General features: G+C 71.2%; 12 protein-coding genes and 1 tRNA gene. 5 read left to right on the plus strand and 8 right to left on the minus strand.

Annotated elements, in window-relative coordinates:
- Positions 1 to 325: 325 nt before the first annotated feature.
- From J2S57_RS15680 to J2S57_RS15690, 3 genes are all read right to left on the minus strand, one after another.
- A complete protein-coding gene (locus J2S57_RS15680) occupies positions 326 to 1,675 on the minus strand; it encodes an ABC1 kinase family protein (protein ID WP_307243350.1) in 1,350 nt (449 codons plus the stop codon).
- A gap of 49 nt (positions 1,676 to 1,724) precedes the next feature.
- On the minus strand, positions 1,725 to 2,831 hold the full coding sequence (locus J2S57_RS15685; RefSeq protein WP_307243352.1) for a hypothetical protein: 1,107 nt from the start codon (positions 2,829 to 2,831) through the stop codon (positions 1,725 to 1,727).
- Between the two features lie 241 nt (positions 2,832 to 3,072).
- Positions 3,073 to 3,228 (minus strand): DUF5679 domain-containing protein, encoded by a 156-nt coding sequence (locus tag J2S57_RS15690; RefSeq protein WP_231482420.1) that lies wholly within the window; start codon positions 3,226 to 3,228, stop codon positions 3,073 to 3,075.
- 567 nt (positions 3,229 to 3,795) lie between these two features.
- Between J2S57_RS15690 and J2S57_RS15695 the strand changes: the two genes are divergently transcribed.
- Positions 3,796 to 4,482, plus strand: coding sequence for a M48 metallopeptidase family protein (locus tag J2S57_RS15695; protein WP_307243354.1), 687 nt, complete (start codon positions 3,796 to 3,798; stop codon positions 4,480 to 4,482).
- A gap of 190 nt (positions 4,483 to 4,672) precedes the next feature.
- Here the strand turns inward: J2S57_RS15695 and J2S57_RS15700 are convergent, their stop codons facing one another.
- Together J2S57_RS15700 and J2S57_RS15705 are read right to left on the minus strand one after the other, a co-directional pair.
- A complete protein-coding gene (locus tag J2S57_RS15700) occupies positions 4,673 to 5,233 on the minus strand; it encodes an NUDIX hydrolase (RefSeq protein ID WP_307243357.1) in 561 nt (186 codons plus the stop codon).
- Complete coding sequence (locus J2S57_RS15705) at positions 5,230 to 6,780, minus strand: zinc-dependent metalloprotease (protein WP_307243360.1); 1,551 nt, start codon at positions 6,778 to 6,780, stop codon at positions 5,230 to 5,232. Before J2S57_RS15705 ends, J2S57_RS15700 begins: the two co-directional genes overlap by 4 nt.
- Positions 6,781 to 7,242: 462 nt before the next feature.
- Here J2S57_RS15705 and J2S57_RS15710 point away from each other — a divergent pair, with 462 nt between their 5' ends.
- On the plus strand, positions 7,243 to 8,685 hold the full coding sequence (locus tag J2S57_RS15710) for an NAD-dependent epimerase/dehydratase family protein (RefSeq protein ID WP_307243364.1): 1,443 nt from the start codon (positions 7,243 to 7,245) through the stop codon (positions 8,683 to 8,685).
- Positions 8,682 to 9,791 (plus strand): YlbL family protein, encoded by a 1,110-nt coding sequence (locus J2S57_RS15715; RefSeq protein WP_307243366.1) that lies wholly within the window; start codon positions 8,682 to 8,684, stop codon positions 9,789 to 9,791. The genes J2S57_RS15710 and J2S57_RS15715 overlap by 4 nt, the downstream gene beginning before the upstream one ends.
- An 83-nt stretch (positions 9,792 to 9,874) precedes the next feature.
- Here J2S57_RS15715 and J2S57_RS15720 read toward each other — a convergent pair whose 3' ends face one another.
- A complete protein-coding gene (locus J2S57_RS15720; RefSeq protein WP_307243368.1) occupies positions 9,875 to 10,426 on the minus strand; it encodes a PPA1309 family protein in 552 nt (183 codons plus the stop codon).
- A gap of 111 nt (positions 10,427 to 10,537) precedes the next feature.
- Here J2S57_RS15720 and J2S57_RS15725 point away from each other — a divergent pair, with 111 nt between their 5' ends.
- Together J2S57_RS15725 and J2S57_RS15730 are read left to right on the plus strand one after the other, a co-directional pair.
- The gene (locus J2S57_RS15725; protein ID WP_307243370.1) at positions 10,538 to 13,567 is read left to right on the plus strand and encodes a UPF0182 family membrane protein; all 3,030 of its coding nucleotides are present in this window, start codon (positions 10,538 to 10,540) and stop codon (positions 13,565 to 13,567) included.
- Between the two features lie 67 nt (positions 13,568 to 13,634).
- Positions 13,635 to 13,708 (plus strand) — tRNA-Met (locus J2S57_RS15730).
- Positions 13,709 to 13,815: 107 nt separating this feature from the next.
- Here J2S57_RS15730 and J2S57_RS15735 read toward each other — a convergent pair.
- Both J2S57_RS15735 and J2S57_RS15740 read right to left on the minus strand, forming a co-directional pair.
- Entirely contained in the window at positions 13,816 to 14,148 is a 333-nt protein-coding gene (locus J2S57_RS15735; RefSeq protein ID WP_307243373.1) for a rhodanese-like domain-containing protein, read from the minus strand.
- 38 nt (positions 14,149 to 14,186) lie between these two features.
- The gene (locus tag J2S57_RS15740; protein ID WP_307243376.1) at positions 14,187 to 14,873 is read right to left on the minus strand and encodes a GNAT family N-acetyltransferase; all 687 of its coding nucleotides are present in this window, start codon (positions 14,871 to 14,873) and stop codon (positions 14,187 to 14,189) included.
- Positions 14,874 to 14,925 lie beyond the last annotated feature (52 nt).

Here is a 14,925-nt window from a genome sequence, read left to right on the forward strand (position 1 = left end):
CTGCCCGGGGACCTCCGGTGCTGGTCGCAGGCTGTGTGGTTGCTGTCGGCGCGCCCGCGCGGCGTGCCGGTCGAGCCTTCCGGACGGCTCACACAGGGTCAACCGACCCGTCGGGCTGCGCGTTCGCGCCGGGTGCCGGGCGCGTCCGGACCCGATAGGAGCGGTGGTTCGACGCAGGCCCACGACGGCCGGTTGCGAGGTGGCGATGTGGTGCTCATCACTGCAGTGCCCGTGCGCACCCGTACGCCGTAATGAGGAACGGAATCCGGCCGTTCGCCGGGGGTGGGGGGTCCGGAGGTCGGGCGGGGCCCGGCCTGGTGGTGGGTCAGGGAGCCACGTCGTCGGGCTCGAGCTCGTAGGCACCGACGTCGAACCCGGGCAGCCACTCCTGCAGCACCTCGGGCACGGGCACGTCACCGTCGATCTGGCACAGCACCGCGATGCCACCCAGCCAGACCCGGTGGATCAGGAGGTACTCGGGCGGCAGGTTGAGTTTGAGGCCCATCGTCCAGTCGGGCCGCCGCACGTCGTTGACGTAGGTGAAGAGCGAGCGCATCCACGAGCGCTCGAAGCGCCAGCTGGGGTGACGGATCGGCTCGATGAACGGGGCCAGGTAGGTGAGCAGGGCCTCGCCGTCGATCGTGATGCTCGACTTGATGAAGCCGAGCTCGCGCAGACCGTCGACCACCGCGTCCGCCTCACCCGCGAGGGCCAGCGTGAGCAGGTGCCCCATCTCCGGGGGCATGCCCTGGGGCAGGCGTTTGACCGCGCCGAAGTCGAGCACGCCGAAGCGGCCGTCGTCGAGCAGCCGGTAGTTGCCCGGGTGCGGGTCGGCGTGCAGCAGACCGGCACGGGCCGGGCCCGCCAGCAGGAACTCCATGTAGCGCCGGGCGCCGAGGTCGCGTTCTTCGCGGGTGCCGGAGGCGATGAGCTTCGACAGCGGCACACCTTCGAGCCACTCGCTGACGATGACGTGCTCGCTGCTGGCCAGCACCTCCGGGATCGCGAACACCGGGTCGCCGCGGAACGCCTTGGCGAAGCGCGCCTGGGTCTTGGCCTCGAGCGAGTAGTCGAGCTCCTCGACCATGCGGGCCTTGAGCTCGTCGAGGATGGGTTTGACGTCCAGCCCGGGGATCCACCCGGCGGCGACCCGGCCCACCCGGGTCACCTGGTTGAGGTCGGAGATCAGGGCCGCGCCGGCGCCCGGGTACTGGATCTTCACCGCGCAGGGCCGGCCGTCGCGCCAGACCGCCTTGTGCACCTGGCCGATGCTCGCCGCGGCGGCGGGCTGGTCGTCGAAGCTCTTGAACTTGCTGGTGCGCCAGCGCGGGCCGAGCTGTTCGGCCAGCACCTTGTGCACGGTGGCCGCGGGCAGCGGGGGAGCGGAGTCCTGCAGCTTGGTCAGGGTGGCGCGGTAGGGAGCGGCCACCTCCTCGGGCAGCGCGGCCTCGAAGACGCTCAGGGCCTGGCCGAACTTCATCGCCCCGCCCTTGAGCTCTCCCAGCACGCGGAAGAGCTGCTCGGCCGTGCGGGCCTGCATCTCGGCCGCGACCAGCTCGGCCGGCTTGCCGCCGAGACGCTTGCCGACGCCCAGGGCGGTGCGCCCGGCAACGGTCAGGGGCAGGGACGCCAGCTTCGCCGTCCGGGTGACCGCGCGACGCGGCAGATCTGTCACCGTCACATTCTCCCTTCTCACACCGCTGAACGCCTGCCCGACTGTCCCACTAGTGCCCTGCGACCCGGGATGTTCCGCGTGGCCCGGGGCATCCGCAGGCCGGGTGCACGGGCCAGGGACGCCGGGCGATCAGCCCGTCGGGCAGCTCCACCTCGAGCGTGGCACCCACGGCGGCGGGCACGCCGTGGCCGTCGAGATGGGCGAGCACCTGCAGCGTGGCCAGCCCGGCGGTGAGCCCGGCGACCGCGCTCTCCTCGGGCATCGGGCCGTGGTCGCGCACCTGCTGGAGCACCTGGCTCAGCACGCCGGGCCAGGCCGGGTCACGGTCGCGGCGGTGCAGGTCGAGGCAGCGCAGGCAGGGGGACGAACCCGGGCGCACCAGGGGGCCGACGACCACGCCGTCTTCACCCACCACCACGGCCAGGTGCGGCACGTCGGTGCTCATCAGCGGGTCGGCCCGGGCCGCGTCGGCCGCGCCGTGCTCGACGAGCACGACCAGATCGGGCCCGCGCCCGGGGGGACGCGGGGCGGGATGACCGCCGGAGCGCCGCACCACGTCCTGACCGACGGCCTGCCGCGGGCGGCCGAGGTCGGGCAGCCCGGCGCCCGCCGGGGCCAGGTCTTCGGGCCCGACGCGCCCGGCGTCCTGCACCAGCACGGTGCCGACACCGGCGGCGGCGAGCGTCGCGGCGAGGGAGGTGCCGATGCGGCCGGCGCCGCGCACCACGACCAGGCACCGAGCCCGGACGGCGAGCAGCGGCCAGCCGTCACCGCACCCGGGATGCACCACCGACCAGACGGACGCGTCGGGGGACAGACGGGCGGTCGCCTGACCGGGGCGGCCCGGAGGTGGGAAACCGGTCGGGGCCAGCACTCCGGCCTCGTCGAGAAGCCGGAGCAGGGCGGAGTCACGGGCCGGGGGAGCCGCTCCGTCGTTGTGACCGAGCGCCGGACGGCCGGTCCGGCCGGAAGCCGGTGGGCCGAGGCGTTCGGGGGTGCCGATGCTGTCGATGCCGTGTCGCAGGGCCTCGACCAGAGGCCGGTCCTGCGGAGTGAGCCCGGTGATCACGGTTCCGCGGCGCCGGGAGAGCCCCAGCTGCAGCGTGGCGGGATCCCGCCAGGCTCGCCGGAGCCCCGGCTTGAGACGTATACGCACGAATTCCCCCTTCGGCCCGCTGAAAGCGTGCCAGGGAGATCGGGATCGTGCGGGGGACCGTCCACAGGGAGGTCCGGAACTGTGGATAACTGTGGACGGATGGGGGTGGCGGCCAGGACTCGTCACCGTGTCCTGGCGTCCGCCACCGCTGCACCCTGGGCCTGCTGGCGGCGGTCGCCGCCGGCTGGCCCGATCGTCGAGGTCTGCTCGCAAGAGCGCCCCGACTGCCCGAAGGTGCTGGTCAGGCCTTGCCGAGGATGCGGTTCAGGTTCGTCCCGCACACCGGGCAGACGCCCTTCGCCATGCGCCGGCCGTTGGTCTCCACGACCTTGCCCTCGGCCTGGCGCTTCTCCTTGCACTTCACGCAGTAGAACTCGCCGCTGTAGGTGTCCGACATGTTCGCTCCTGTTACGGGTTGTGAGTTGGTCTGGACGCATCGACCGCTCGTAACGAGGCGGTGCCCTGACTGGGCGTGACGCCTTCCGCAGCGACTCCCCGGCCCGGTCGGAAGGTCACATTAGCTCAGCACATGGGTTGTGCCTGCTTAGAAGGCTAATCGGCGCGCCGGGAGGGGGCCTGAGCCTGGCAAGATGTCGGTTTTGTAACGGCCTGTCCGGGTACTCGGAGTTAGAACCGCCACATGAAAAGGGGCCCCGGGTCGATCACCGTGCGCCTTCCCCAGCGCGCGAAGATCGTTACCCGGAGCCCTTATGGATCACGCTATGAGAGGTCGGGCGTGCCGTCAATCGGGGGTGCACCCCTGAACTGAATCGGATCTGTCCCCACGGTGCACCGACCTGTGGAGAAACCTGTGGAGATCGCGGGTGAGGCTGTGGATGATTCCCTTTTGTCCCGAGATCAGCGCCTGGATGACCGTTCGTCGACGCGCAAGCTAGTTGCGGTTCTGCGATCACACCGCGTTTGATCACTGATTCTCAGGGCATTCGGCGGGTACGGTGCGGAGGTGGCCAATAGCACGCCGGAACCGGCGGACGATCCGCGGGTCGAGGTACGTCGGAGCGGACGGCGCCGGAGCACGGTGACGGCGTACCGCGAGGCCGGCCGCACCGTGGTGCTGATCCCGGCGCGTTTCACCCGCAGCCAGGAGCAGGAGTGGGTGCAGCGCATGCTCGACCGGCTCTCCGCCCAGGAGCGTCGGCGTCGGCCCGGTGACGAGGAACTGCTCACGCGCGCCCAGACGCTGAACGAGCGGCACCTGCGGGGTCTGGCCACTCCCGCGAGCGTGACCTGGGTGCAGAACCAGAACACCCGCTGGGGGTCGTGCACCCCGGCCGACCGCTCGATCCGGCTGAGCACCCGGCTGCTGGGCATGCCCGCCTGGGTGCTCGACTACGTACTGCTGCACGAGCTGGCCCACCTGATCCAGCCCGGCCACGGGCCGGACTTCTGGTCGCTGCTCGACACCTACCCGCGCACCGAGCGCGCCCGGGGTTTTCTCGAGGGATTCTCGGCGGCCCGCGACCTGCCGGTGGACGACGACCCGCCGGGTTCGGTCCCCGACGGAGAGACCCCGGCCGACCGTGCCGAGCACGGGGACACCGAGGAGGAGCACGGCGAGGCCGGCACCCCGACCGATCCGGACGAGGCACCGGGCGAAGGCTCCGGACGCAGCCTGGCCGCGACCACCTGAAGTCAGGCGTCCGAAGTCAGGCACCCGAACCGGCGGCCACCCTGAACCGGCGGCCACCCTGAACCGGCGGCCACCCGAACCCGCGGCCATCCGAGGTCGCTCCCACCTGAACCGGCGGCCCCACCTGAACCCGTGGCCACCCAAGGCCGACGAGACGCCGAGGTCGCAACCGCCGGCGTCCCGCGACCTCCTAGCGCTGGGCCTTCAGCACCTGGCCCGCGCGCCGCACCAGCTCCGGCACCCCCGACGCGAGGTCACCCGGCAGCTCACCCACCGGCCACCACCGCACCTGAGGTGACTCGTCGCTGGGAGTGGGGTCCACGACGTCCGTGATCATCAGGTACTGCAGGTCGAGGTGGTAGTCGACGATCCCGGGCGCGCAGGGTGCGGGGTGCCGGGACAACAGCACCGGCGCCCCCAGCACCCGCCCGGACAACCCCGTCTCCTCCACGACCTCGCGGGCCGCGGCCTGGGCGCCCGAGGTGTCACCGGCGTCGAAGTGCCCGCCCGGCTGCACCCACAGCTGCATCTTGTGGTGGAAGACCAGGCAGGTCTGCGAACCGTCGGGACTGAGCACCGCCGCCGAGGCGGTCAGGTGGGCCGGGGCCTGCTCACGGCGCAGCAGGCCCTCACCCGTGCTCGCGAGCAGCGCCAGCCAGGCCGTCTGCTCGAACCGCTCGGCCGGGCCGGCCGGCTCGGCGTCGCGCAGGGCGACGCCGACGTCGTCGAGAAGGGCAGAACCGCTCGTCACTGGTCGTCGTCGTCCTTCTTCTTCTCCTCGGACGAGCCGTCTTCGGAGGGTGCGTCGCCCAGGCCGCCGTCGAGCAGTTTGGCCAGCTCGGCGTCCATGTCGTCGCCCGCCTTCTCCACCTGGGCGAAGCCCATCGGATCGGCGAAAGCGGCCTCCCCGGGCGCGATGTCGGGGTGCTGCCAGAGCGCGTCCCGCCCGGCGGCGCCGCGGGCCGAGGTGAGTGCCGACCACACCGCGGCGGCCTCCCGCAGACGGCGGGGCCGCAGCTCGAGACCGACGAGCGAGGCGAACGTGTGCTCGGCCGGGCCACCCGCGGCACGGCGCCGGCGGATGGTCTCCTGCAGCGCCGAGGCGTGCGGCAGCGAGTGCCGTGCGGCCTCGTCGACCACGGTGTCGACCCAGCCCTCGACCAGGGCGAGCGCCATCTCGAGCCGGTCGAGCGCGGCCTGCTGAGCCGGGGTGCGCTCGGGCTCGAAGATGTCGGACGACAATGCGGCCTGCATGGCCTCCGGGTCGGACGGGTCGATCTCGCGGATCGCCGACTCGATGCGCTCGGTGTCGATGACGATGCCCCGCGCGTACTCCTCGACCAGCGACAGCAGGTGCGCCCGCAGCCACGGCACGTCGGCGACGAGCCGGGCGTAGGCGGCCTCACGCAGCGCCAGGTAGAGACGGACCTCGTCTTCCTCCAGCCCCAGCCCCTCGCCGAAGGCGGAGAGGTTGGCCGGGATCATCGCCACCTTGCCGGCCGGCAGGAGCGGCAGACCGACGTCACCGCCGCCGATCACCTCACGCGACAGGGCCCCCAGGGCCTGGCCGAGCTGCGCGCCGAAGAACGTGCCACCCATCTTGCGCATCATCGGCAGGGCGTTGCCGAGCAGACCGCGCATCTCCTCGGGAGCCTGCTCGGCGAGGGCCTTGGCCATCGCGTCACCCACGCTGTCGGCGACCGGCTCGACCACGACCTTCCAGACGCCGAGGGTGTTCTCGATCCACTCGGCGCGGCTCCAGGCCTCGGTGCGGGCGGTCGCCGCGGGCAGGTCGCAGACCCGGTCGAGCCAGAGGTCGGCGGTGCGCAGGGCCTCGGCGACCTTGCGCTGCTGGGCCTCTCCCACGCTCGGGTCGCCACCCTCGGCCGCGGCCTGACGGGCCACGTTGGTGGCGAGCTCCCAGTTCACCGGGCCGTCACCCCCGGTGGTCATGAGCTGCTGCACCTGGCTGAGCATGGCCTGCAGCGCCGCCGGGTCCTGCGGCATCCCGGGGATGTTGAGCATGCCCGGGGGGAGGCTGCCGAGCAGGTCGGGCGGCAGCTGGCCCCCGGCACCGCCGCCGGTGAAGGCGGAGAACAGCCCGGCCAGCGGGTCTTCGGGGGACTCGTCTTTCTTGGGGGCCGAGCCCGCCCCGCCGGTGGGCAGGTCGGAGCCGAAGCCGATGCGCGGGCCGGTGCCCCCGCGGGGGCCCTCCGCAGGCGTGTCGGGAGTCTGGTTCTCGTCGTCGCGGGGGCCGTCGGACTCAGCGTCCCGGCCGTCCCGGTTTCCCTCGCTCATGTTCTGCGTCTCCCTCGCCGTCGACCGGCGTGCCGCCGTGCGTGCTGCTGTGCGTATGGGCCGTTCGTGAGCCGAACCGTCGAACCGGTCGAGCCGCCAACCGGAGTCCGGACGCTCGCGCTCCGGACTCCAGGGTCGCACCGAACCGCCACACCGACCCAGCCGACCACACTGTCACCCGGATGTGTCGCTCCACTGTCGATCCTGCCGGGTCGTTCGCGGTGCGGCGAAATCAGTTGCCCGGTCCAACGACGGGACCACCCCGATCGAGCCCGGATCAGCCCACGGCGAAAAGCCCGGACCCAAACCCGGCCCCGTCCGTACTGCCTGAAAGGGCACGCCCGCTGTGGCCCACGCTGCCCCGGGGTGCCGGGAATCGCCTCGTGATGATGGGATTCCCCCGTGACCCCGACACGCCGCCCTCGATTCCTGCTCGGAACCGGTGGTCAGCAGGGGCCAGGAGTGATCGCCGTCACCGGCGCCGCCGGTCCCGCCGGACGGGCGCTGGTGCGCTCGCTGCTGAGCCGGATGAGTGAAACCGCCACCGCCGGAAAAGGACCCGCCCCGACCCGGGTGATCGCGATCGACTCGGCCGAGCGCATCGAGCGCCTGGTGATGCCCGTCCCCACCAAGCCCGACCCCAAGCCCGACCCCAAGCCCGACCCGAAACCCGACCCCCAGCCTGACCCGAAGCTCGATCCCGAGCCCGGCCCGAAGGCTGATCCGAAAGAACCCGGGGACACCGCACCCGAGACCACCGTCGTCACAGGTGCGGACTTGGCCGTGCTCCCCACCGCACCCGGCGAGAAACCGGCGGAGAGCACCGAGGAGAAACCCCGCCGCCGCTCGTACCTCCCCTCCGGCCTGACCAAACGGGAACCCAGACCGGCCCGCACCGACAGCGTCCCCGATCTCGGCATCGTCCCCGGCACCGACACCGGCGTCGAGTGGCGTGCCGCCGACATCTCCTCGCCCGACGTGGTCACCGCCCTCGACCAGGCCGACGTCGTGATCCACCTGGCCACCGCCGACGACCTGGCCGAGGCGACCGGCACCGGCAGCCCGTCCGACCGCCGGCTGCGCGCGGTCCGCGCCGCCCAGGCCGTGAGCATGGCCGCGGCCGCCGTGGGCGCGCGCCGGTTCGTCGCCGTCACCAGCGCCATGGTGCTCGGCGCCCGCCCCGACAACCCGGTGCCGCTGCCCGACGACGCCGACTGCCGGGCCGACTCCGACGAGGGCCAGGTCGGCGACCTGCTCGAGGTCGAGCGGGTGCTCGAGCGCATCCCCCGGGTGCACCCGGGCCTGGCGTTCACCCTGCTGCGTCCCGCCGCGCTGGTCGGCCCGGGCGTCGACACCGCGGTCACCCGGCACTTCGAGGCGCCGCGTCTGCTGGTGCTGCGCGGCACCGGCACCCAGTGGCAGTTCTGCCACGTCGACGACCTGGCCGGGGCGATCTGGACCGTGCTGACCCGGGAGATCGACGGCCCGCTCACCGTCGGCGCGGCCGGATCCATGGACGAATCACAGGTCGAGACGATCAGCGGCATGCGGCGTCTGGAGGTGCCCGCGGGACTGGCGTTCAGCACCGCCGAGCGCCTGCACCGGGTGGGTGCCCTGAACACCCCGGCGAGCGAACTCGCCTACGTCGTCCACCCCTGGGTCATCGGCTCGCGGAGACTGACCGAGGCGGGCTGGGAACCGTTGCACGACAACGAGTCCTGTCTCCAGGGCCTGCTCGACGACCAGCGCCGCCGGCGGGCCGCCCCGAGCGGTCGCCGGGTGGGTGGCCGCGACGCCGCGCTGGGGGCCGCCGGTGCGGCCGTGGCGTTGCTGGGCACCGCGGCGATCGTGCGGCAGGCCAGGTCGCGTCAGTCCAAACGCCGCCGCTCTACTCTGGACCCGTGACCGACCAGGACCAGACCCCGTTCCGCGAACCAGACCGGCCGGACCGGCGCTCGGGCCTGATCGACCCGCGCACCGCGGTCATGCTCGTCGCCTGCCTGTTCGCGGTGATCCTCTCGGCGGTGGTCGTGCTGCTGCCGGTGAAGTACGCGATCCTCAGCCCGGGCCCGGTGCTGAACACCCTGGGCGAGGTCGACGGCAAGCCGCTGATCTCGATCTCCGGCCACCAGACCTACAAGACCTCGGGCACGCTCGACCTGACCACGGTCTCGGTGATCGGTGGCCCCGACCGCAGCGTCTCGCTGGCCCAGGTGTTCGCGGCCTGGGTGCGCGGCAGCAGCGCGGTCCTGCCCGAGGAATCGGTGTTCACGCCGGGGGAGACCCAGGAGCAGTCGGACGCCGAGAACGCCGCCGAGATGACCTCGTCGCAGGAGAACGCCACTGCCGCGGCCCTGTCCACGCTCGACATCGATGTGCCCACCACGCTGACCGTGGCCGGCTCCGACCCCTCGTCGCCGGCCTCGAAGGTGCTGAAGGAAGACGACGTGATCCTGGGCGTCGGCGGTTCCGAGGTGGGCGACCTGGCCGAGCTGCGCACCACGCTGGCGAAGACGAGGGCCGGTGACGACGTGCAGGTCCGGATCCGGCGCGACGGCCGGACGCGGACCGTGACCACGCAGACCACCCAGGCGGAGGACGGCGACACGGTGCTGGGCATCTACATCACGCCGGACTTCAACTTCCCGTTCGACGTGAAGATCCAGATCGAGGACATCGGCGGCCCCAGCGCCGGGATGATGTTCGCGCTCGGCATCATCGACACGCTCACCGAGGGCGACCTGACCGGCGGCAAGGACATCGCCGGCACCGGCACGATCGACGCCGACGGCACGGTCGGCCCGATCGGTGGCATCCGGCAGAAGCTGGTGGGGGCCCGCAACGCCGGGGCCGACTACTTCCTGGCCCCGGCCGACAACTGCAACGAGGTCGTCGGGCACGTGCCCGACGGGCTGCAGGTGGTCAGGGTCGGCACCCTCGACCAGGCCCGCACCGACGTCGAGAAGATCGCCTCCGGCGACACGGCCGGGCTCCCCGCCTGCACGTCCTGAGGTCTGCCCCGCAGTAGGCCGGTGAGCCGCGGGGCAGAACGGGAAACCTGGGGGTGGACGCGCCGGGGCTCACCTCCGGCGGGTCACTCCAGGGTCGCGCCCACCGCCTCGACCAGTCCGGGGGCGAGGTCGGGCCCGACCGCCACGCTGTCCTCGGAGTCGTGGTCGCGGGCCCGCACGGCGCAGCAGTACTCACCCGTGCGCAGCACCGCGGCCCCGATGCGCACGTCCCGCCGGTCGGGGTGGCTGTCGATCCAGGCGGCCGCGATCTCGGCGTCGTCGGGGATCTGGTTCTCCACCTCGGGCGGCAGCACGGTGCGCTCCACCACCACGGCGGAACCGTCCACCGATTCCGGCCAGGCGATCTGGTGCAGAAGTTCTTCGAGAGTGGACGCCTGGGGCAGGCCCTCCTGCTCGACAGCGGTCAGGTGGTCGGGGTCCTCCTGGGCCGCGGTGATCACCTCGGTCGGCAGGCGGTTCGCCAGCGAGGGGTCGCGCTCCAGCGCCCCCGCGGTCTTGACCAGGGCGAACACCCGCACCGGGGCGTCCCAGCCGGCCGTCGCCACGTGCCGCTCGAGCTCCACGATCACACGGCGGACGGACAGTGAGCGGGGTTCGAGGAGTTCATCAGTCACGGCCCGAAGTCTCCCACCGAAGTGATCAATCGCCCCACCGAGGCTATTCACAGCACAGGATCAGCTACGTCGGGTAGGGAACCAGGGCGATCGTGGGTAAGTTCTCCATGCGTGACGTACGAGCGCGACCCCCGAGGCCCACGGCCGGTCCTGAACAAGCGCCGGCGCGGAGCCCTGGCACCAACGCTGATCACCCTCGGGGTGCTCATCGTGCTGGGGCTGATCGCATCGCAGATGTGGACGGAGGTTCTCTGGTACCAGTCGGTCGGCTTCACGCAGGTCTACCGCACCGAACTGGTCACCAAGATCATCCTGTTCCTGCTCGGTGCCCTGCTGATGGGCGCGGTGGTGGCGGTCTCGCTGATCGTCGGCTACCGCAGCCGGCCGATCTACGCGCCGGTGTCCACCGAGCAGGTCGGTCTCGACCGCTACCGCGAGAGCATCGAACCGCTGCGCCGCCTGGTCGGTGTCGCCGTGCCGGTGGTGCTCGGCCTGTTCGCCGGGTCGGCGGCCAGCCAGCAGTGGCAGACCGTGCAGCTGTGGCTGCACCGCACCCCGTTCGGAGAGAAGGACCCGCAGTTCAACCTGGACATCGGGTTCTTCGTGTTCACGCTGCCCTGGCTGCAGTTCCTGGTCAGCTTCCTGACCGCGGCGGTGTTCCTGTCGGCGATCGCCGCACTCGTGACGCACTATCTCTACGGCGGTCTGCGGGTGCAGGGCGGCGGGCAGCGCCTCACCTCGGCCGCCCGCATCCACCTCTTCGTGCTGGCCGGCTCGTTCCTGGTGCTGCGCGGTCTCGACTACTGGCTGGGTCGTTACGCGCTCTCGGTCAAGGACTCGCGGCTCATCACCGGTCTCACCTACACCGACGCGAACGCGGGCCTGACCTCGCGCGGCGTGCTGGCCGGTATCGCCGTGATCATCGCGCTGCTGTTCATCGTGGCCGCGTTCGTCGAGCGCTGGCGCCTGATCCCGCTCTACGGCACCGCCCTGCTGGTGGTCTCCGCGATCGTCATCGGCGGCATCTACCCGGCCGCCGTGCAGCGCTTCCAGGTGCAGCCGAGCGCCCAGGAGCTCGAGCGGGCCTACATCGACAAGAACATCAAGGCCACGCGCGCCGCCTACGGTCTCGACAACATCAAGACCGAGACCTACGACGCGCAGTCCGAGGCCGACGAGGCCGACCTGCGCAAGAGCGCGGCGAGCATCCCGGGCATCCGCCTGCAAGACCCGTCGCTGGTCGGCCCCACGTTCTCGCAGCTGCAGCAGATCAAGCAGTACTACTCGTTCGCGGACACCCTCGACGTCGACAAGTACGAGATCGACGGCGAGACCCGCGACGCCGTGGTCGCCACCCGTGAGCTGAACATCGACGCCGCGCCCGAGGCGCAGCGCAACTGGGTCAACGACCACATCGTCTACACCCACGGCTACGGCATGGTCGCGGCCTACGGCAACGAGCGCACCGCCGACGGCCGCCCGGTGTTCCTGGAGTCGAGCATCCCGACCACCGGCAAGCTGGGTGAGTACGAGCCGCGCATCTACTTCGGTGAGAACTCGCCCAACTACTCGATCGTGGGCGCTCCCGAGGGGGCCGCGCCGCAGGAGCTGGACATCCCCGACGACACGGCGGCGAGCGGCCAGCAGAACTACACCTACACCGGTGAGGGCGGCGTCAAGGTCGGCTCGACGCTGCGCCAGCTGCTCTACTCGATCAAGTTCCAGGACCAGAACATCCTGCTCTCCAAGCAGGTCAACTCCGAGTCCCAGATCCTCTACGACCGCACCCCGCGCGAGCGGGTCGAGAAGGTCGCGCCGTTCCTCACGCTCGACGGCGACCCGTACCCGGCGGTGGTCGACGGCCGGATCACCTGGATCATCGACGCCTACACCACCACCTCGCAGTACCCGTACTCGCGCACCCAGACCCTCGAAGACGCGACGTCCGACTCGATCACGGCGACCACCACGGCCGTCGCGGCCCTCGACAACACCCGGGTCAACTACATCCGGAACTCGGTGAAGGCCACGGTCGACGCCTACGACGGCTCGGTGAAGCTCTACACCTGGGACAACGACGACCCGATCCTGAAGGCCTGGACGAAGGTCTTCCCGAACACGGTCGAGCCGATGAGCAGCATCAGCGCCGACCTGATGTCGCACCTGCGCTACCCCGAAGACCTGTTCAAGGTCCAGCGTGAGCTGCTGCAGCAGTACCACGTGACCGACGCGAACGCGTTCTACTCGCAGCAGGACTTCTGGACGGTTCCCGACGACCCGACCAAGACCCAGGCGAACGCCCTGCAGCCGCCCTACTACCTGACCCTGCAGATGCCGGGCACGGACACCACGAACTTCTCGCTGACGTCCACCTTCATCCCGGCCGGCCGCAGCCGCAGCGTGCTCACCGGCTTCCTGGCGGTGGACGCCGACGCGGGCAAGGAGAAGGGCAAGCCGCGCGACGACTACGGCCAGATGAGACTGCTGCAGCTGCCCAAGGACACGGTGATCTCCGGTCCCGGCCAGGTGCAGAACTCGTTCAACTCCGATCCGGACGTCTCGTACCTGCTCAACCAGCTGCAACGCGGTAACGACAGTTCGGTGCAGCGAGGCAACCTGCTCACCCTGCCGCTGGCCAACGGCCTGCTCTACGTGCAGCCGGTCTATGTGCGGGGCAGCGGCAGCACGTCGTATCCGCTGCTGCAGAAGGTGCTGGTCTCGTTCGGCGACAAGATCGGTTTCGCCGACGACCTGGACGGTGCGCTCGACCAGATCTTCGGTGAGGCCAGCACCGGCGACGACAGCGGCGACGGTGACGGCGACAGCGGCACCGGGGGTGACTCGGGTGACTCCGGGGTGACCACGGCCCAGCAGCGTCTGCAGAACGCCCTGGACGACCTGCAGAAGGCGTTCACGGCCGGCCGCACGGCCCAGCAGAACAACGACTGGACGGCGTACGGCGAGGCGCAGAAGGACCTCGAGGAGGCCATCCAGCGGGCGACCGCGGCCGAGGCCGCTCTGGAGGCGGCCCAGACCGCCGCCGGTGCGACCCCGTCGGCCAGCCCGTCCGCCAGCCCGTCCGCCAGCCCGGCGGCGTCGCCGAGCCCGGCAGCCTCACCCAGCAACACGTCAGGAGAGTGACCGCGCCACCTCGCGGCGATGACGATTTGCCGTCCGGGCCAAGGACGGCATACAGTTGAGCCATCGCCGCGGGGTGGAGCAGCTCGGTAGCTCGCTGGGCTCATAACCCAGAGGTCGCAGGTTCAAATCCTGTCCCCGCTACAAAAAGCGGATCGCCGCGATACGAAATCCCTCACCATTGGTGGGGGATTTCGTCGTTTGACGCCAAACCTGATGGCGGACGCGCGGTCTCACCACCCGTCCAGGGGTCAGTTGCTCAGTGGCCCGCCGGCCGAGCGCCAGTCGATCAGCCCCCGGCTCATGTTCACGGCTTCGAAGCCGTTCTCCATGAGCAGGTTCGCGGCCCCGGCCGAGCGCAGGCCACCGGTGCAGAACGCGATGAGCAGCCGGTCCTCGGGCAGCTCGAGGCAGCGGGTGGGCAACTGCTCGAGCGGCATGTGCACCGCACCGGGGATGTGCACCCGACGCCACTCGAAGTCGCGGCGCACGTCGACCACGAGCGCGTTCTCCTCGGCGACGAGGCGGATGGCCTCGGCCGCGGTCACGGTCGGCGGGCGGCGCAGATAGTGACGCAGGCTCATGGGTATCAGCCTAACTGAAACTCACGAGCAGGCCGCACTCAGTCCGTGGGCACCTTGAACCCGCGGAACGTCACCTCGCGGCGGGTCTCGAACCCGAGTTTCGAGTAGATCGCCTGCGCGGTGCGGTTGGCGGCGGCGACGTGGATCAGCGGACGCTCGCCCCGGCTCACGATGCGGGCGGCGGTCTCGCTGACGAGCCGGGTCGCACAGCCCTTCCCCCGTGCCTCGGGGGCCGTGCACACCGCGCTGATCTCGATCCAGCCCGGCGGGTGCAGGCGCTCGCCCGCCATCGCGACCAGCCGCCCCTCGGTGTCGCGGATGCCGACGTAGGTCCCCATCGCGATGGTGCGCGCCCAGAACGGCCCGGGCTGGTTCTGCTCGACCAGGGCGAGCATGTCCGGAACGTCGGCCGGGCCCAGGGTGAGCACGTCGGGGTACGTGGCGTAGTGGGCGGCGGTGCCGATCATCTGGAAGCCGTCGAGGTCGAACTCCGGCGGCCAGCCGTCCGGGGGAGTGGCCTCCGCGCTGAAGAGGTCGGCGAAACCGCCGCCGCCGAGCAGTCCGGCCAGGTCGTCCCAGTCCTGCGGGCGCGGGTTCACCGGAACCGCCACGAAGGTCGAGACGTCGTCGGGGTAGCGCAGGGCCGTGCCGTGACGCCGTGCGAGGTGGGAGTGCGCCCCGCGCAGGGACTCGCCCACCGGGTCGTCGAGGACCGACTCGTTCACGTGCTGATCTCCGTATCCGTCGTGGAGATGCTGGTCTATCGCAAACCCGAAC

Origin of the sequence: Kineosporia succinea (assembly GCF_030811555.1) — a bacterium.
Lineage (GTDB): Bacteria > Actinomycetota > Actinomycetes > Actinomycetales > Kineosporiaceae > Kineosporia > Kineosporia succinea.